23 protein-coding genes are annotated in these 16,043 nt (G+C 48.1%); 13 read left to right on the top strand and 10 right to left on the bottom strand.

Going from position 1 to position 16,043, the window contains the following annotated elements:
* Positions 1–6: 6 nt before the first annotated feature.
* From M3089_RS03030 to M3089_RS02970, 13 genes are all read left to right on the top strand, one after another.
* On the top strand, positions 7–924 hold the full coding sequence (locus M3089_RS03030; protein WP_249081692.1) for a radical SAM protein: 918 nt from the start codon (positions 7–9) through the stop codon (positions 922–924).
* A 5-nt stretch (positions 925–929) separates the two neighbouring features.
* Positions 930–1,187, top strand: coding sequence for a hypothetical protein (locus M3089_RS03025; RefSeq protein ID WP_249081690.1), 258 nt, complete (start codon positions 930–932; stop codon positions 1,185–1,187).
* A complete protein-coding gene (locus M3089_RS03020; protein ID WP_249081688.1) occupies positions 1,163–1,714 on the top strand; it encodes a DUF2786 domain-containing protein in 552 nt (183 codons plus the stop codon). The genes M3089_RS03025 and M3089_RS03020 overlap by 25 nt, the downstream gene beginning before the upstream one ends.
* Entirely contained in the window at positions 1,711–2,070 is a 360-nt protein-coding gene (locus M3089_RS03015; RefSeq protein WP_249081686.1) for a hypothetical protein, read from the top strand. The genes M3089_RS03020 and M3089_RS03015 overlap by 4 nt, the downstream gene beginning before the upstream one ends.
* Before the next feature lie 94 nt (positions 2,071–2,164).
* The gene (locus M3089_RS03010) at positions 2,165–2,344 is read left to right on the top strand and encodes a hypothetical protein (RefSeq protein WP_249081684.1); all 180 of its coding nucleotides are present in this window, start codon (positions 2,165–2,167) and stop codon (positions 2,342–2,344) included.
* 2 nt (positions 2,345–2,346) lie between these two features.
* A complete protein-coding gene (locus M3089_RS03005; protein ID WP_249081682.1) occupies positions 2,347–2,541 on the top strand; it encodes a hypothetical protein in 195 nt (64 codons plus the stop codon).
* Positions 2,538–2,786, top strand: coding sequence for a hypothetical protein (locus tag M3089_RS03000; protein WP_249081680.1), 249 nt, complete (start codon positions 2,538–2,540; stop codon positions 2,784–2,786). Before M3089_RS03005 ends, M3089_RS03000 begins: the two co-directional genes overlap by 4 nt.
* Positions 2,764–3,330, top strand: a complete 567-nt coding sequence (locus M3089_RS02995; RefSeq protein WP_249081679.1) for a hypothetical protein — start codon at positions 2,764–2,766, stop codon at positions 3,328–3,330. The genes M3089_RS03000 and M3089_RS02995 overlap by 23 nt, the downstream gene beginning before the upstream one ends.
* On the top strand, positions 3,327–4,487 hold the full coding sequence (gene dcm, locus M3089_RS02990; RefSeq protein ID WP_249081677.1) for a DNA (cytosine-5-)-methyltransferase: 1,161 nt from the start codon (positions 3,327–3,329) through the stop codon (positions 4,485–4,487). The genes M3089_RS02995 and dcm overlap by 4 nt, the downstream gene beginning before the upstream one ends.
* Before the next feature lie 19 nt (positions 4,488–4,506).
* A complete protein-coding gene (locus tag M3089_RS02985) occupies positions 4,507–4,977 on the top strand; it encodes a DUF4406 domain-containing protein (RefSeq protein WP_249081675.1) in 471 nt (156 codons plus the stop codon).
* A gap of 273 nt (positions 4,978–5,250) precedes the next feature.
* A complete protein-coding gene (locus M3089_RS02980) occupies positions 5,251–5,706 on the top strand; it encodes a hypothetical protein (protein WP_249081674.1) in 456 nt (151 codons plus the stop codon).
* Positions 5,667–6,062, top strand: a complete 396-nt coding sequence (locus tag M3089_RS02975) for a hypothetical protein (protein ID WP_249081673.1) — start codon at positions 5,667–5,669, stop codon at positions 6,060–6,062. Before M3089_RS02980 ends, M3089_RS02975 begins: the two co-directional genes overlap by 40 nt.
* Positions 6,040–8,781, top strand: a complete 2,742-nt coding sequence (locus tag M3089_RS02970) for a hypothetical protein (RefSeq protein WP_249081670.1) — start codon at positions 6,040–6,042, stop codon at positions 8,779–8,781. Before M3089_RS02975 ends, M3089_RS02970 begins: the two co-directional genes overlap by 23 nt.
* 84 nt (positions 8,782–8,865) lie before the next feature.
* On the opposite strand, the gene M3089_RS02965 is transcribed toward M3089_RS02970, so the two are convergent.
* From M3089_RS02965 to M3089_RS02920, 10 genes are all read right to left on the bottom strand, one after another.
* Positions 8,866–9,396, bottom strand: coding sequence for a hypothetical protein (locus tag M3089_RS02965; protein WP_249081668.1), 531 nt, complete (start codon positions 9,394–9,396; stop codon positions 8,866–8,868).
* Between the two features lie 24 nt (positions 9,397–9,420).
* Complete coding sequence (locus M3089_RS02960; RefSeq protein WP_249081667.1) at positions 9,421–9,936, bottom strand: hypothetical protein; 516 nt, start codon at positions 9,934–9,936, stop codon at positions 9,421–9,423.
* Positions 9,937–9,982: 46 nt separating this feature from the next.
* Positions 9,983–10,429: a hypothetical protein gene (locus M3089_RS02955; protein WP_249081665.1), complete on the bottom strand. Its 447-nt coding sequence runs from the start codon at positions 10,427–10,429 to the stop codon at positions 9,983–9,985.
* Positions 10,430–10,440: 11 nt separating this feature from the next.
* Complete coding sequence (locus tag M3089_RS02950; RefSeq protein WP_249081663.1) at positions 10,441–10,947, bottom strand: hypothetical protein; 507 nt, start codon at positions 10,945–10,947, stop codon at positions 10,441–10,443.
* Positions 10,944–11,264: a hypothetical protein gene (locus M3089_RS02945; protein ID WP_249081661.1), complete on the bottom strand. Its 321-nt coding sequence runs from the start codon at positions 11,262–11,264 to the stop codon at positions 10,944–10,946. The genes M3089_RS02950 and M3089_RS02945 overlap by 4 nt, the downstream gene beginning before the upstream one ends.
* A complete protein-coding gene (locus tag M3089_RS02940; RefSeq protein WP_249081660.1) occupies positions 11,261–11,704 on the bottom strand; it encodes an N-acetylmuramoyl-L-alanine amidase in 444 nt (147 codons plus the stop codon). The genes M3089_RS02945 and M3089_RS02940 overlap by 4 nt, the downstream gene beginning before the upstream one ends.
* On the bottom strand, positions 11,691–12,257 hold the full coding sequence (locus M3089_RS02935) for a hypothetical protein (RefSeq protein WP_249081658.1): 567 nt from the start codon (positions 12,255–12,257) through the stop codon (positions 11,691–11,693). The genes M3089_RS02940 and M3089_RS02935 overlap by 14 nt, the downstream gene beginning before the upstream one ends.
* Positions 12,258–12,261: 4 nt before the next feature.
* Positions 12,262–13,560: an RNA-directed DNA polymerase gene (locus M3089_RS02930; protein ID WP_249081656.1), complete on the bottom strand. Its 1,299-nt coding sequence runs from the start codon at positions 13,558–13,560 to the stop codon at positions 12,262–12,264.
* 366 nt (positions 13,561–13,926) lie between these two features.
* Complete coding sequence (locus M3089_RS02925; RefSeq protein WP_249081654.1) at positions 13,927–14,262, bottom strand: hypothetical protein; 336 nt, start codon at positions 14,260–14,262, stop codon at positions 13,927–13,929.
* A gap of 173 nt (positions 14,263–14,435) precedes the next feature.
* Complete coding sequence (locus M3089_RS02920; protein ID WP_249081652.1) at positions 14,436–16,028, bottom strand: hypothetical protein; 1,593 nt, start codon at positions 16,026–16,028, stop codon at positions 14,436–14,438.
* Positions 16,029–16,043 lie beyond the last annotated feature (15 nt).

Genomic DNA, 16,043 nt, shown 5'->3' with positions numbered 1-16,043 from the left:
AGATGTATGAAGATAGCCCTGCTTGCCGTGGATAGCGATTATCCCAACCTTGCCCTGATGAAGCTTTCCGCCTACCACAAGGCGCATGGCGACACGGTGCATTGGTACAATCCTTTCGACCGTTACGACCGCCTCTACATGGCCAAGGTCTTTTCGTTCACGCCCGACTACCGCTATTACATTACCAATGTCGGCGAGGTTGTCCGTGGAGGTACAGGCTATGACATTCATTCTGTCTTGCCCGGTGAGGTGGACCGCTTGCAGCCCGATTATTCGCTCTATCCCGGCGTTGCGGACAATATGGCATACGGATTTCTCACACGCGGATGTCCCAACCATTGCCGCTGGTGCATCGTTCCTCAAAAGGAGGGCGGCATACGCCCTTACATGGACGTTGACGATATAGCCGTGGCCGGACGGGATTATTTGATTCTCATGGACAACAACATACTTGCCTGTGGTTACGGACTGGCACAGATTGAGAAGATTGTCCGCCGAAAGTATCACGTGGACTTCAATCAGGCTCTCGACGCTCGCTTGGTTACGCCTGAAGTGGCCCGGCTGCTGGCAAAGGTCAGGTGGATGAAGCGCATCCGTTTCGGCTGTGACACCCCTGCACAGATTGCCCATTGCGAGCGTGCCATTGAGCTTATTCGTTCCTGCGGCTATCGTGGTGAGTTCTTTCTGTACTGCATCCTGATGGATTTCAACGAGAGCTACCGGCGCATTTCCCATTGGCGCAAGGATAAGAAGGTTCTTCCATTTGCCCAGCCCTACCGGAATATTGACAATCCGCACCAGCGCATACCGCAGTGGCAAACGGATATGGCACGTTGGGTCAATCGCAAGGAACTGTTCGCCAAATGTAGTTTCGAGGACTTTGAGGCGCGAAAGGGCTTCTTCTGTCGTGAATACTTTTATTGACTGCCATGAAGTGCCACTACATTTACACCCAGGACGGCTTGAAAGTCTTGATACCGGGCTGCATGGCCGTTGCCGTGTCCGGAGATATTCAGGACTGCACTTGCCGTAACGAACTTACCGAACGGCAGTTCGAGCGCAAGGAGTATAACGACACGGTAAAGGCTCTCCGAAAAGAGATTAAAGAACTCGAAGAAGAGAATGCCGAATTAAATCATATAATCGAAAAACTGACAACAAAATGGAAAAAGAATACGAAAGCATAAAAGAAAAGCTCAAAAAACTGTTGGCACTCGCTGAACGAGGGGTGCAGGGAGAAGCCGAGAATGCCCGGAGATTGCTTGAAAAGCTATGTAATGAGTACGGTATATCCATCGATGAACTATTGGATGAAAACCAAGTGAAGTATTATTTCTTCGATGTTGGCCGGAATAAGACCCAAGTCGATTTGTTTTCGCAATGTTATTACAAGGTTGCCAATGCAAGCCGGATGTCTTATAAACAAGTATCAAGAAGTCGTATCGCGGTAGAAATGACAGCCATACAATATGCGGAACTCGTGAGCCTTTTTGAATGGCACAAAGCCAATTTCAATAAGGATTTGGAGGACATGAAACATAATATCCTGATTGCCTATTGCCGGAAACATCATCTGTATAGCGACATTGCTTCCGATGATAGCAGGGAATTGACGGTAGAGGAAAAAGAACGGCTTGTCAAAATCTTGTTTATGCAAGAGAGCCTGAACGACAACCAATATCATAAACTCTTGGAACAAGGAGGCACACAATGAAAAAAGAACTGATTGAAAATGCTGCTAATAGTTATGCAGGAATAGCAAGACCGTCATTCGTAAATGGAGAGTTCGACCGTAACGCAATAGCCGATGCTTTTGAGTATGGCGCACAGTGGCTCATTAACAATGCGTGGCGTGAAACTTCACTTCATGGTGAAGAATTGAAAAGAAATGTCCACGTAATTGCAAGGATTAAAAGAGGTTTCTGCATAGGTAGATTTGATGTTGTCGGTTATTTCCATGAATATATTGGATTTATAACGCAGTCAGGCATTGAATTTCCACTTTCAGATATTTTGGAATACGCTTATCTCGATGATATAACCCCGAAAAGAAAAGGAGGCGCACAATGATGTACTTATTGGCATTAGCTATTGCCGTGGATATTGCCTGCATTTTCATTGTGGCTGGTGGTAACAGATTTGATGACTATAACGAAGAATGACTATGGACCACGAAGCATTTTATAAACTCGTTGTCGCATTGCGCAACAAGCAGAAAGAGTATTTCCGTACCCGGACGCAATCGGCTCTACGAGAGAGCAAGGCTCTCGAAAAACGTGTTGACGATGAAATTAAGCGAGTAGAAGATATTTTGAAAGCAAGAAACGAACCCAAACTATTTTGATTATGGAAGAACAGAACAACAAACAGCTCTCTTTTGACGAGTTCCGCCTGCAAGTATGTGAGCTGGCCGACCGTTTCGTCAGGGACAATAATATATTCCGCATCGAAGTAAACTTTGTGGTAGGAAAAACAATTATTGTCTCAACAGACAGAAAGGACCTAACTGAATGTACCCGCTTTAAATGCACACTCGAATGAAAACAACCGAACAAATCACCCAATGGCTCAAAGGACAGAGGCTGTATGATAAGTTTGTGGCCAACTACAACCGTGGCGTGCAGCACAAAATGTCCGTGAGTGTTTACCTGAAAAGGACTTCGCCGGCCAACTTGTTTACTTGTGCGTTCGTGTGGCATGACACAAAGGAAGGGAACAGATACTGGTTTAACATCAACAATAACTTCTTAAAATGGATCAACAATGAAAAAGATAATGTTCAATGACCGTTTCGGGCTTACGCAAGCCGTATTGGATGGTCGCAAGACGCAGACAAGGCGGGTCGTTCTGCAGTCCGTCATCGATAAATACGCGATGATGGAAGACCCCACACTTATCGACGATGCCAGATACGACGTCGGAGAAGTGGTTGCAGTGGCGCAAAGCTATCGCGATTGTGGCGGATTCTGTAAAAATGGAATACCACGATGGAATGAAATTGCAATATCAGTTGGCGCGGTTAGCGCAGGCTGGGATAACAAGATGTTCGTACGAGCTGACCTGATGCCCCACCACATCCGCATAACCAACGTGCGCGTAGAGCACTTGCAGGACACATCGGACGAGGATTGCTTGAAAGAAGGATTGGAATGGGATGGGGTGGCATCCCAGTATTACGTCAACTACCAAAAAGAAACTGGGCGTAAGATGTTTCTTGGGAAAACACTCCGCGAAGCCTTTGGCTGCCTAATTGATAAGGTGAGCGGCAAAGGCACATGGGAACGCAATCCCTACGTGTTCGTCTATGATTTTGAACTTGTAAAGCCATGAACGTATTAAGTCTTTTCGATGGAATGAGCTGCGGACAAATCGCCCTGCGCGAACTCGGAATGAAAGTGGACAACTACTTTGCCTCCGAGATAGACCGCCATGCCATTGAGCAAACGCAGTTCAACTTCCCCGGTACGGTGCAATTGGGCGATGTGCGGAAAGTAAGGGCAAAAGACCTGCCACGCATAGACTTGCTGATTGGCGGCTCTCCGTGTCAGGGATTCAGCTTTGCCGGGAAGCAACTCAATTTCAACGACCCTCGTAGTGCGCTCTTCTTTGAATTTGTACGGATATGGCACGAAGTGAAAGCCGTCAATCCCAATGCAAGGTTCATGCTCGAAAACGTCCGCATGGATAAACGGTTTGAGAATATAATAAGTGAATACCTTGGCATACGTCCTGTACGCATCAATTCGTCGCTCGTTTCTGCTCAGGAACGTGTGCGCCTGTATTGGTCGGACATACGCATACGCAAGGAGGGGCTGTTTGGCGATGTTCACACGGACATTCCTCTGCCTGAAGATAGGGGCATATTGCTTGTAGACATCTTGCAACCTGAAAACGAGGTCGCCGTCAAATACCATATCACAAAGCGGTCAACGATTGAAAGGATTAAAAGAAGATTGGACTGTAATTCCAGTTTTGCACCGCGCGTCAATCCCCAAAAATCCGGTACGCTGACCGTAGGAAACAATTCTTCCAAAATGTCGCTCACAACAGGTACAACGCTCATAACGCCGCAAATTTACCAACGGCCGCATGGCGGAAACAAAGGCGGTTTCTTTGGCGGCAAGACTCCGACATTGACAAGCAGCTCTTGGCATCAGAACAATCTGTTGGTGTCAGGACGTCGCGTGATTCAACTTAACGGAAGCAAGGAAAGCAACGGTCGCCAACCGTTCCAGCAGAACCGTGTTTACTCTGTGGGTGGCATTTCGCCTGCCCTCTGTTCCGCACATGCAGGATCTGCGCCCGCTGTTCTTCTTGATGGTTATATCCGTCGCCTTACCCCAACCGAGTGCGCACGTCTACAAACCATTCCCTCGTGGTATAAGTGGGGATGTTCGGAAACACAGCAGTATAAGATGCTCGGAAATGGGTGGACGGTAGAGGTGATTAAGCACATTCTATCGTTCCTGAATACAAGAATCCAATAAAATTATATACAAAAATACGATGAAAATATATATCAGCCTCCCAATCACCGGCCACGACATTGAAAAAGTCGAAGCCAGTTGCATATACGCCTCCGGAGTAATCCAAGCCAAAGGCCACACACCTGTGTCGCCGCTCGACGTGTCGCCCGACCCTGACGCGACATACGCCGAACACATGGGCAACGACATAGAAGCCTTGCTTTGTTGTGATGCGGTCTTGTTTCTTGACGGTTGGCGCACATCAAAAGGTTGCCGTCTTGAACACGAAGCGGCCAACATCTACGACAAGGAAACATTCTATTCGCTGGACCGCATTCCGAATACAGACATTACACCTCCCGACGACTGCCCTTTCCACGTAAAGGACTTCAAAGAGTGCAAGTATCAATGCGAAACAATTATAGGCAAGAATAAGCGCAAGATAAACTGCACTTGCGATTATTATACCAAGAATATGCTTATCGAAATCGACAACTTAAAAATAAAGTAACCATGCAGACAACAGTATTAAAGGAAATCATCGCCTTTCTCTTCGGACGGAAGTATTATGCCAACATCGTAGGTACGAAAGGCACGGACAAAATGGAGATTTGTTCATACATTTTCTCCACGAAAGAAGAAGCCGACGAACATCGGGACATATTGATGACAACAATGTCGTTCCGATACATTGAAACAATTTCTTTCCGTTCACGGAAAGATTACTCGCGATGTGGGTTAAAACATAAACCGTCAGTTATGGCATAAACGGCTATTTTCGCGTATGATATTTACAAAACTCATAAACAAATGGCGTTCGCTTCGCTACTACGTAATAGCCGACCCGTCCGACAACTCCGTAACGCTCTCCAAGCGTCTTTTCTTCCACATGAAGAAATGCGCCGAAAGTAGCGGAGTGGACGGTGCATCGGTGTTCGTGTTCCGAATACCGCAGGGCGGCACGTTTGGTTTCATGCTAAGTCCTGAAATCAGCGAGCCTACCCAGCTTTGCCAAATTCAGTACAACGGCAAGTACCGCTGCATCGGATTTGAAACGCTGTGTCCCTCAGTCGGGCGCATCTTTTTTGAATATGGCTTGCCTGCGCTCCGTCCTGTCAAACTGTCCGTTTCTGTTCGGCAGACACCGCAGGGCAAGACCTACTACCAGTTTGATTTACCGACCCATAAAACCATTCGCCTATGCAGAGCATACTCGGAAACACGCGCAAAACGGACATAACCTTTCGCTCTGACGGACGCATTGACATTTCGGCGCACGTGTCTAAGGTGCTTGCCCTGCAACGTGGGGATGTGATAGACTTGCTGGATGGCGACGGTGAACTTTACATGTATGTCAAGTTCCATGCACCTACAGTCGGGCGGCATGAGGCAACTTGTTTTCCAACGCATCCCAACAGTCGCCACTTCAGGGCATGGTCTCAAAAGCTGTGCCGGTATGTCATCAGGGCAAGCGGCTCTCGTCTTGGCAAGGTGGAACTTGGCGTAGGCTCGCCCACATCACTGCCTGCCATTGGCATGGTATTACCGATAATTTACAGACACATACTGAACGATGATACAAGAGATAAAATATAACGGATTTACCGCCAATCCGTCTGACTATGAGTCTGCGGACGGCGAACTTGCAACGGCTATCGGGCTGGTGCCGGAGGACGGGGCGTTGAAGCCTGTGCTTCCGCCTAAAGAGTTGTTCTCTCTTGGCGACAACCGAAAGGTGGTGTTCATACATCAGACTTCTACCTTCATGTATTATATCGTACTTGACACGTCAAATAACCAGACGTTCTTTACCGATGGAAATACGGAAAGCTCTCAGTTCCTCCAACACCTTTATGCGTTCCCATCGTCAACGGTCATATATGGTTTCAATTCGGTGGGCAATACACTCATGGTGCTTACCGATGGGGGCATACATTATATGCTTTGGAAAGGATTTTCAGAGGGTTATCTGTATCTCGGAACGCACATGCCTGAATGTCCTATTTCTTTTGGATTGCAGGGCGAGATGATACGCGATGACGAGTTTACTATCTATTTCGACAACATCGACTTCTTCGATGGCGATGTGTGGAAAGACTTTACGGACAACAACAAGACGCGCATCACGGATCAGGTATTGGCCAAAGTGAACAAGTTTATCGCCGACAACTCCACGAATGTGGGCAAGTTCATGTATCCGTTTTTTGTCCGCTATGCCTATCGGCTGTATGACGGAACGCTGACTATGCATTCCGCACCGGTGCTGATGGTCTGTTCGTCAGACCTCGCTCCACAGTGCTTTGTTACGCACATGCATGGCGAGGATACTTCTACGCAGGTCAATGAAGCTACCCTGCGGCTGTGCGGAATGTTTCATCAGCTTGACTATGCAGTGTCCAATGCTTCGGTAATTGCCGAATTGGATAATTGGAATGACATAATCAAGTCGGTTGACATATTTGTTTCTGCACCAATCTATACATACAACCAAAACGGACAATGCACACGCTTCCTTGCTACCAGCTATTCGGATTGTTATGCTATCTGTAAGCATACCAATCAGGCTGCGGATACAACGACTTATCCTTTGCGCTATCAGAAATCCAAGTTTGGGGAACTTTATGCGATGACTTTCGACCCTACAAATTTCACTTCTCCGGCATGGCGTTTGATGTTGCCTCAACGCGATGGCGATGCAATCAAGGGAGATATAACCGATAATCACCTGTTCTATTTTTTGAAATCAATAAATGTCGCGGACCTGCAAACTACGCGCACCATCATTCCGGTCAACAAGGAATACTTGCAGTCGTTGGTTACGCGAGAAGTGATGACGGATGATTACGATAGCCACGACACGCTTATTCCCAAGTATTCTTACAATTACAATTCTCGCTTCAATATAGCCAATTTGAAGAAGCTGTTGTTCAATGGCTTTGCTTCTCCTTGCCTTTTCCAGTTTACCGATGGCAATGTGCATAAATACTCCGACACGGATAATCCTACTATTTTGGATTATAAGGTAAGTGTGATTGTTTCCTATTTCATTAAGCAGGACGGAAGGGACATTGTTGTTCGGGCTAATCCGGGTCAGTTCGGTATAGACACACCTCTCTTATGGCTGTTTTATCCGAATGTCAATGCGTATAAGGCCGTGGTTGAGATAAATAATTACCTCTCGACTTATTACGAGGTATTGCTTGAGCCTCATCCTACGCTCAATGGTGCATACTATTTTGGCGGTTGGGAGGGATTGAATGTCAGCGAGAACGAAAAGTATTCTTCGTTCAATGTGTCTACGCTGGATGAACGGACGATTGATGTGCCTAACAAAATCTATACTTCCGAGGTCAACAATCCGTTCTACTTTCCCGTGTTGGGTATCAATACCATTGGCACCGGCACCATTCTTGGCATTTGCTCGGCTGCAAAGGCTCTCTCGCAGGGACAGTTCGGCCAGTTCCCTCTGTATGCTTTCTCCACCGATGGGGTTTGGGCGTTGGAGGTGTCCGATACCGGCACATATTCCGCCAAGCAGCCTATCACGCGCGATGTCTGCATCAACCCCGACAGCATAACGCAGATTGACAGTGCGGTGTTGTTCGCTACCGACCGGGGCATAATGCTCATCAGTGGCTCGGAAGCGGTCTGTCTGTCCGACAGCATCAACAGCCGCGATTTGTTTGCCATATCCGATTTGCCGAAAGCAGACAAACTCGTCAGTCTGTTCAACGAGCGTGCCGGTGAAGACGAGCAAATCACGCTCGAAAATTCCTCGCTTCTGCCGTTCCGCGACTTCCTTACGGCTTGCAAGATGATATACGACTATACCAACCAGCGTATCATCGTCTACAATCCGTCTGTTAGTTATGCCTATGTCTATTCTCTAAAATCAAAGTTGTGGGGCATGATACATAGCAACATTGCCGATAACGTCAATTCATACCCTGACGCATTGGCAATGCTGAATGATAATGCGTTGGCAAATTTCTCACTCTCCGAAGCGTCAGGCATAACGGCTCTTGTCGTTACACGGCCTTTCAAGCTCGGCTATCCCGATGTGTTGAAAACAATAGATACCGTCATCCAGCGCGGATATTTTCAGGCCGGGCACGTGGCGCAAATCCTCTACGGCTCGCGCGACCTGTTCAACTGGCACATCGTCTGGAGCAGCACGGACAAGTATCTGCGTGGCTTCCGTGGTTCGCCGTACAAATACTTCCGCCTTGCGCTCATCTGCCAGCTTGACAAGGCGGAGTGCATCGACGGCTGCACGGTTCAGTTCACGCCGCGCCTTACCAATAAGCCAAGATAAGATATTGGTTGTTAGTTAGTTTTAAGGTTTAAGATTGTATGATGGAAAAGAGCCGGGATGCGTGATGCACCTCGGCTCTTGCTTTCAAAACGGTTTCAGTTTCCGCCTTACCTTGCCTGTCCTCGAAACCAGCGATGACTTTATCTTGTTACGCAAGGTGGTAAACTTCTTTTCCCAGTTCGCCTCGCTTTCCGGGTTGGTGATGCTCATCCAGTCGGCCAGCACCCTGCACACAAGGTATTCGTGTATCAGGTGCTCCAGCATACGAAGCGTCGTCAGGGAAAATCCTTCAGGCAGCGTCAGCTTGATTTCGTACACCTCCGGCTCTGTCAGCACATCGTCCAGCGCTTCCTGTTCGTCGGGTATTTCTTCTTTAGTGTAGGGATAGAGCATTTCCACGCATTCGGCGTGTGCCGTGTTCAGCACCCTTGTTATCCGGTCCACATTGCCGTCTTGCCCGATGTCGAACACTTGGTGCCGTCGGCACTCGTCACCTTCGGGCAGGATGTCGGCCTCCACGAATGAGTAGTTACTCGCGTCGTAGATAAGCTCGACTCGCTTGAAGGTCAGGGTCGCGTCCTTATTTTTTGGCTCTTTTCCACAGCAGTACAACATAATTCTTCACTCTTAATTCTTCACTTAGTTGTATGTGGGTCTTGTCGGGCGGCTTCTCTTGTACAACGCGCGTTTCACCGTTTCAAGGCTTGCCGTGGAGTGGCTCAGGTAGTCTTGTGCGTCTGCCTTGTTGGTGATGGTGAACCACTCATACAACGCCATGTCTACCAAGTAGGCGTGTATGCCGTTGCCCAAGCTGTCCGCCGAGGCGTTGTTGTAGTTCGAGGGCAGTTTGAAAGCCAAGACCAACTGGCCGTCGTCGTCAATCTCTTTAGGAATGATGTTGTCCGATGTGCTTTTATTCTCGTCCAAGTATTCCCCAAGCAGGCTTTTCAGGCTTGAAAAGGCGTTGGCAAGGCTGCGACGCAACTGGTAGCTGCTCTCCAAGTCTTCCGAGGCTTGCATATTCGAGCTGGCCTCATAGTTCTTTGTTCCTTCAAACTCTCGTGCCTGTCCGGTCAGGTACGCTTTGTTCATGATGTCAAACATCAGTTCTTTCACTTCCTGCGTAACGGTGAGTGTCTTTTTGTTTTCAGCCATAGTCGTATCTTTTTTAGTTCTTAATTATTCATTCTTAACTCTTAACTCAATTGTATGTCGGGCGTTTCGGCTTCTTCTTGAAGAATGCCTTACGCATGATGTCTTCCACGTTCGCAGCCGCTCCTGCCGCATAGTCCGTTGCCTCTTGTTTGTTGGCCAGCGTGTACCATTTGGCCGTGATGTTCATCACGAAGAAGCTGAACAGGCTGCGCTCCATGCTTTCCAACAAGCTCTCGTCGAACGAGGCCGACAGTTCCAATGTCAGTGTGTAATTGCCGTCCTCTTCCTGCTCGTCCGAAAGAAATTTCTTCATGCTGTTGCAGATGGAGTTCTTGCTCTCGTTCCAAAACCGTTCCAGCATGGTCTTGTCCTCCTCGGTGGTGAAGATGCGGTCGTAGGCCGCCTCGTCATCCATCTTTGCACCCGTGTATGAAGTGGTCTTGGCCACTTCGTTGTACACGTTTTCTTTGTTTACGCTCAATGTTTGTTCCATATCATTTCCTCCTATATAAGTTTGCGGATGAACGCCATGATTGCTTTTCGGTATTTCCATACCAAGCCGATAGCAAGAAGTGCGGCCAACACGCGGAAACCGTATATCTCCGTCTGCTGCCACCATGTCAGTTCCTTCTCTACATATTTGGTTTCTACAATGGTGTTCGTGCCGGTCTTGTGTGTGGTGCTGTCCTGTCTCTCCACCTTTTTGTCATACTCAAACGGCATTTCCTGCGCTTTGGTTTCCAGTGTGTGATGTAGCATACCGTCAGGAGTTACCCATGCGTCAGACGTGGCAAAGTCGTTTTCCAAGCTGCTTTTGAGGGTATCGGGCACAATGCTTTCTGCCGTCTGCCGTGGTATCTCGATGTAGGCGGTGTCTTTCACGTACACCGTTTCTGTCCTTACCTCGGTGCGCACGCTGTCACGTAACTGCTGAGTAACGGGCATGTAACGCTGCGTCCTGCATCCTGTGAGGAAAAAGCCGGAAAACAATATGAGGATTATCTGTTTCATTTCTTCAGATATTTAGTCCAACAATAAGGCTCTCTACTGGAAAGGTACTGCAAATCGTCGTCGTTGACGTATGCTTCCTGCTCGAAAGAGATGTTACGGTAGGCATTCCCACTCCCGAACAATCGCACAATCCATTCCACCACATACCACACATAGAAAAACAGGTAGAGCATTTCTTTCATTTGTGCCGTATGGATGGCTTCATGGTTTAGTTCCTTGTCAGTCAGCTCTACTCCTTTCCGGGCGAATATAATGCCGAAAAGGTTGATTGCTTTATACCCTTTGAACGGAATAAGGTTGTTGTACACTACTTTCATAGCTCTTTGTATTCTTCTTTCGCGTCAAAGCATGGACATTCCTTTATTCTTTCCCATGGATCAACAATGCCGTTTCCATTCGTGTCCGGGCTGATGTCACGGTGTCCCATAATCTCGGCTTTCGGGTAGCGGCCTTTCAGCTCTTTCAACAGCTTCAACAGGCTTTCTTTCTGCTCCGGCGTGCGGTTGTCCACTGCCTTGCCGTCAGAGGCTATGCCGCCCATGTAGGCCACGTTGATGGAGGTAGAGTTATACCCCTTTACACCGTTGCTCACAAACTGTTCACCCAATAGCTGGGTAATGGTTCCGTCTGCTTGTATCACATAGTTGTAGCCCGGATTTTTCCAGCCTTTTCGTTTGAACTCTGCCTGCAAGTCGGCAATCTTCTGATGTTGGTTTCCTGCCGTGCAATGCACGAATATACGTTTAATGCTTCTCATTTCCTTTGGTTTTATCATTGTTGTTAAATCCTTCTTCCAATGCTTCGCCGATGTCTGCGTTCTTGCGCTTGGCAAAGGCCACTACAAAGGCACGCAGAAAGCCTTTCACCGATTTTTCTTCTATCTTTATGCCGTGCAGGTAGAAGAAATGTCCGCAAAACGACTTGGCTTCGCAGGCTATCGCCACAGCCGTGGCGACGACTCCGCCCATAACGTGATCCACACCCAACGGTTTCAGTATCGCCCAGCCGAAGAACATGCCCAACGTTACCCACATAAAGTAATCAATGAGCTTGTTCACCGTCCGGCGCATTGCCCTTGACGTGCGCCATTTATACTGCGCCATGACGATTTTGTCGCCTTTCTCTTTGGCTTTCTTGTATCGCTTGCTGCTCTCGCCCCAGCCGTAGCGGAAGTCGGCCAGCACACATACGGTGATGGCAAGCAACATCCAGCGTGCATCAATCATCACGCTTATCATTTCACTACCGAATACGGCTATGCCAACAGCTCGCGTGCCTGTTTCCATTACATTGTCATTGTCAAATAGCATGGTTTCATTCTTCGTTGATAGTTCCGTCAAAATAGTAACCGCGCTTGTTACGGATTATCGTTTCAAACGGTAAGTTCGACTTGTCTATCTGCTTCAGCACTGCGCACAGAAACTGGTAACCGCCTCCCACAAACCGTTTCTTGCCCTCAAAGCGTATCTGCATCTTCAGGTAGTCGGTGTTCGGCTTCTTCTCGCTGGGGCGCACCTCGAAGTTCAGCACCTCTATCGGTTTGTCGATAAGTTGCTCTATCTTGATGTTGTCGCCCTCAAACGGACGCTCTATCTTGTTTTGCAATAATTGTGATAAATCCATGTCATTGTCTCGGTTTACTATTTTGTCAATCAGGTTTTTAGCGTCGCAGCATTGCAATATGCCCATATAGCTCGGAACGCTCTTAGGTTTATGCCGCCGTTTGGCAAACGCTTTCTTGATGCGCTTCCTTACCATCGTGCTGTTTTTCCTGTACACGTATCCGCCAAAGTCAAGACCTCGTTCTGAAAGGTTTTCTCCAAGCGGAAATATCTGCCGCTTGTGGTTGCTCTCCAAATGCAGCTCGTACCAAAGGAAATTAAGTATCCTCCATTGCCATTGATGTAGTTCGGACTTATCATCGCTCATCAGTACAATGTCATCCATATAGCGGAAATAGTATTTCACTTTCAGCACTTCTTTTGCTAAACGGTCTAATGGCGACAAATACAGGTTTATTTCCAACTGCGACAAGAAGTTTCCTATCGGTAATCCTTTACCGTTGTAGTTTATGCTGTCCATCAGTTCCAGCATACGCTTGTCTTTGCAATGCCTCCTGTATGTGCGTGCCATGATGTCGTTGTCTACGCTCGGATAGCATTTCTTGATGTCCATCTTGAATATGTACACACGCTTGTTCCCGAAACTGCGTATGGCTCGTTTTACCTTATGGTTGAGGTTATACCGTAACTTCTTACAGTTTATTCCTCTTCCCGGCAAGCAGGCGTAGGTGTCCGATGTCAGGCTGTTGTCCCATTTCTTGCGCATCACTTGACTTATTCCGTGCTGCACGCAACGGTCAGGATAGAAAGGGAGCTTGAATATCTCCCTCTCTTTTCCGTATTCCGTCTTTATCTTGTCTACCTTATAAGGCGAGGGCTTGAATTTCCCGGCATTGAGCATCACACTTAGTTCATGTGCGGCATCTTTGTCTTTCTTCAATACCCTGCGCACTTTTCGGTATTTGCGCTTGCCCTTTGCTGCGGTGCGGATAGCTGTCAGCAGGGTTTCTTCATCGCTGAATGTACTCCAAACATTATTCAATCTTTTCATTGATAGCTACTTAAAATTCTGTTGAACATTCTAAGTGCCCGTGTGAGCCTTTTTCGACAATCTTCACGCCTCTTACAACTGATGCGCTACTAATAGTCGGCAATCCTCGTAGTGGAGGCTTGGTACCTCCGACTGCTTGTCTGTCATTTTTCACCATGCGGGTGTGGTCTCGGCCTATGTTGGTTTTGCACTTATATCTTTTTGCTTTCACACGTAAGCTGGAACCGAAGTTCGTGTTCGAGTTCGACGGGGCGTTGTTCGCATTGCAGTAGCGCAGGACGTCATTGCTGTTGTTCGCATTGCCACCAAAGAAACCAGCGGTTAGGCCGACAACCTGTCGGAGTTTTCAGGCGAAGGATGACTTGCTTATTCGTAGCCCGATTTTGTGGCATTTTCCGTAAGTTCGGTAACAAATGCCTTGTATTCGGCTACTTTCTTGTCATTCTCTTTGGCAAAGTGGGTCATGATGTACGAGGTATCGGCTTCCGAATAGGTCGCCTTTACACCGGCTGCCACAATGCTGTCAATGCAGACAGGCTGCTCCACTCGTTCCACTACGTCATAGACGTAGATAGTCTTTTCCTTGCCTTCTTCGTCATTGGTCTTTTCCTGACGAATGTTGATGGGCACATGGCGTTTTTCACCCCAATTCTGAATTTTCGGCTCTGTTTCTGAAATCAGGCCTCTGATAATTCCGTTCATAGTTTTTTGTTTTATTTCTTGATTTCCCTCTTGTTTTCTTGTTTCAGATTACCCCAACTCTCAAAATCGCCCGGCTTTCGGTCTGCGTCTTGGAGTTGCGGTTTTCGGTTTTAGACCTCTCCGCCGAAGCGGAGAGGTAGGTTTTCGTCTTTCGTCTTGAGTTTCGTCTTTCGTCATTCGGACAGCTCCACACGGAAGCCGGAACCGAAGAACGCGCCCGAGTGCGACGGGGCGCCGTGCGCAGAGCAGAAGCGCAGGACGTCAGCGCTGTAGTACGCATAGCCACCAAAGAAACCAGCGGTTTTCCTGCGGTATTTACCTGCGGTGGCTTCACTATCCAAATTAGTGTATGCCGACTGGTAGTTGTTGATGGCTGCTCCGGTATTTACGCCCGGCAACACAATGCGGCCTTTGACGGTACTTAGGCAGTCTCTCATCCAGCCCGAAGTATTGCCGAGGTCGCCAATTTTCTCATACTTGGTCACGAAAGCAAATTCGTTAGCACTGTCTTTTGCGGTCTCGTCCGTGTCGGTGGTCATGTCGGCAATGCTCTTGGCACGGTATAGGTCGTTATGCACGACACCCTCTCCATCCTGATAGTTCAATACATCATAGCCGCTGAGGTGTTGCCAAATGTTACCCCACAGACGGGTGCGTCCGCGCCATACGGGAACTCGTAGTACAACTTCTACATCTCTTTCGGTGACTTCGCCTCCACTCGTGAGTGCGCAAGTGAGCTTGGCGGTAAATGTCTTGGTATAGATACCTGTCATTACGCCGTCCGACAAGCCCTGCAAAGCTTCCCCGTCAGAGTTGGTAACACCCTCCAACGTTCCACCGTCCGAAACGGCACGTTGCGCTTCAAATATCTTCAACAGCGAGGTTTGGCCGTTGATGGCACTCCACATACTTACTGCTTCTCCGCTTATATACACATTGCTGTTAAATCGGAGGTAAGTCCACGCATCGCCATTCTTTACCCTGCATCCCGATACAGTTCCCCACGTGCTTTCGCTGGGAGATGCATTGCTTGATATGCCATGCCCGAATACACTGTTCAGGTTTTTCGTCCTGCACTCAATGTAGAGCAGAGCCATGATAAGCTCAAGGTCAATCGCGGAAGCGTTGGCATACGGCACGTTCAGCATGACATTTTCATTCTTAGCACGTGCGGCGGATTCAAAGCCGTAACGGCTCTTGCTTCCTGACGGATAACCGTTTGCGTTGATGTAATCGCCCTCTGCGCTGATGTTGGTCAATCGCGTAGTGCCTTGTGTTCCGGCAATGGTCGGATTGTATATGCTTCGTGCTACGTTCGACACAATCACCTCGAAGTCTGGCGTTTCTGCGTATGGGTGGATTTCCTCTGCCTCGTCTCCGTCATAACTGAAAGGCTCGTCAGAGATGATGTATCTCTCATATATGCTGTTCGTACCTCCTATGATGGCGTAGAGTGTGGGGAATGTCTGCATCACGTCGCTGCCGTCGTCACCGGCTAATGATACGGATGCGCCTTCTTTCGTCTTGTTCCAGTTTGTTTGGTTGAATGTCGCCTGTTTGACACCATTCTTCACCAAGCCTATTTGGATGAGGTTGTGGAAAGTCAGGTTCTTCAACAGTTCCTCGTCGCCTATCATGGCATGGTAGCCGTTTTCACCGCCTCCGTTGCTCGCTCCGCGCTCAAACTCTATGCCGTAGTAATGCTCCAGCTTGCGCAGACTCTTGTCCGTAACCGATGACGGACACATAATTCTTAATGCTTTCATTTTTGTTGAATTTTG

Source organism: Marseilla massiliensis, assembly GCF_023336985.1.
Lineage (GTDB): Bacteria > Bacteroidota > Bacteroidia > Bacteroidales > Bacteroidaceae > Prevotella > Prevotella intestinigallinarum.
Note: the sequence above shows the minus strand (reverse complement) of the source record. Positions and strands in the feature narration are given on the sequence as shown.

Bases quoted from the DNA above. Each gene is read 5' to 3' on its own strand.
- M3089_RS03030 (WP_249081692.1), top strand. From the start codon at position 7: ATGAAGATAGCCCTGCTTGCCGTGGATAGCGATTATCCCAACCTTGCC.
- M3089_RS03025 (WP_249081690.1), top strand. From the start codon at position 930: ATGAAGTGCCACTACATTTACACCCAGGACGGCTTGAAAGTCTTGATA.
- M3089_RS03020 (WP_249081688.1), top strand. From the start codon at position 1,163: ATGGAAAAAGAATACGAAAGCATAAAAGAAAAGCTCAAAAAACTGTTG.
- M3089_RS03015 (WP_249081686.1), top strand. From the start codon at position 1,711: ATGAAAAAAGAACTGATTGAAAATGCTGCTAATAGTTATGCAGGAATA.
- M3089_RS03010 (WP_249081684.1), top strand. From the start codon at position 2,165: ATGGACCACGAAGCATTTTATAAACTCGTTGTCGCATTGCGCAACAAG.
- M3089_RS03005 (WP_249081682.1), top strand. From the start codon at position 2,347: ATGGAAGAACAGAACAACAAACAGCTCTCTTTTGACGAGTTCCGCCTG.
- M3089_RS03000 (WP_249081680.1), top strand. From the start codon at position 2,538: ATGAAAACAACCGAACAAATCACCCAATGGCTCAAAGGACAGAGGCTG.
- M3089_RS02995 (WP_249081679.1), top strand. From the start codon at position 2,764: ATGAAAAAGATAATGTTCAATGACCGTTTCGGGCTTACGCAAGCCGTA.
- dcm (WP_249081677.1), top strand. From the start codon at position 3,327: ATGAACGTATTAAGTCTTTTCGATGGAATGAGCTGCGGACAAATCGCC.
- M3089_RS02985 (WP_249081675.1), top strand. From the start codon at position 4,507: ATGAAAATATATATCAGCCTCCCAATCACCGGCCACGACATTGAAAAA.
- M3089_RS02980 (WP_249081674.1), top strand. From the start codon at position 5,251: ATGATATTTACAAAACTCATAAACAAATGGCGTTCGCTTCGCTACTAC.
- M3089_RS02975 (WP_249081673.1), top strand. From the start codon at position 5,667: ATGCAGAGCATACTCGGAAACACGCGCAAAACGGACATAACCTTTCGC.
- M3089_RS02970 (WP_249081670.1), top strand. From the start codon at position 6,040: ATGATACAAGAGATAAAATATAACGGATTTACCGCCAATCCGTCTGAC.
- M3089_RS02965 (WP_249081668.1), bottom strand. From the start codon at position 9,396: ATGTTGTACTGCTGTGGAAAAGAGCCAAAAAATAAGGACGCGACCCTG.
- M3089_RS02960 (WP_249081667.1), bottom strand. From the start codon at position 9,936: ATGGCTGAAAACAAAAAGACACTCACCGTTACGCAGGAAGTGAAAGAA.
- M3089_RS02955 (WP_249081665.1), bottom strand. From the start codon at position 10,429: ATGGAACAAACATTGAGCGTAAACAAAGAAAACGTGTACAACGAAGTG.
- M3089_RS02950 (WP_249081663.1), bottom strand. From the start codon at position 10,947: ATGAAACAGATAATCCTCATATTGTTTTCCGGCTTTTTCCTCACAGGA.
- M3089_RS02945 (WP_249081661.1), bottom strand. From the start codon at position 11,264: ATGAAAGTAGTGTACAACAACCTTATTCCGTTCAAAGGGTATAAAGCA.
- M3089_RS02940 (WP_249081660.1), bottom strand. From the start codon at position 11,704: ATGAGAAGCATTAAACGTATATTCGTGCATTGCACGGCAGGAAACCAA.
- M3089_RS02935 (WP_249081658.1), bottom strand. From the start codon at position 12,257: ATGCTATTTGACAATGACAATGTAATGGAAACAGGCACGCGAGCTGTT.
- M3089_RS02930 (WP_249081656.1), bottom strand. From the start codon at position 13,560: ATGAAAAGATTGAATAATGTTTGGAGTACATTCAGCGATGAAGAAACC.
- M3089_RS02925 (WP_249081654.1), bottom strand. From the start codon at position 14,262: ATGAACGGAATTATCAGAGGCCTGATTTCAGAAACAGAGCCGAAAATT.
- M3089_RS02920 (WP_249081652.1), bottom strand. From the start codon at position 16,028: ATGAAAGCATTAAGAATTATGTGTCCGTCATCGGTTACGGACAAGAGT.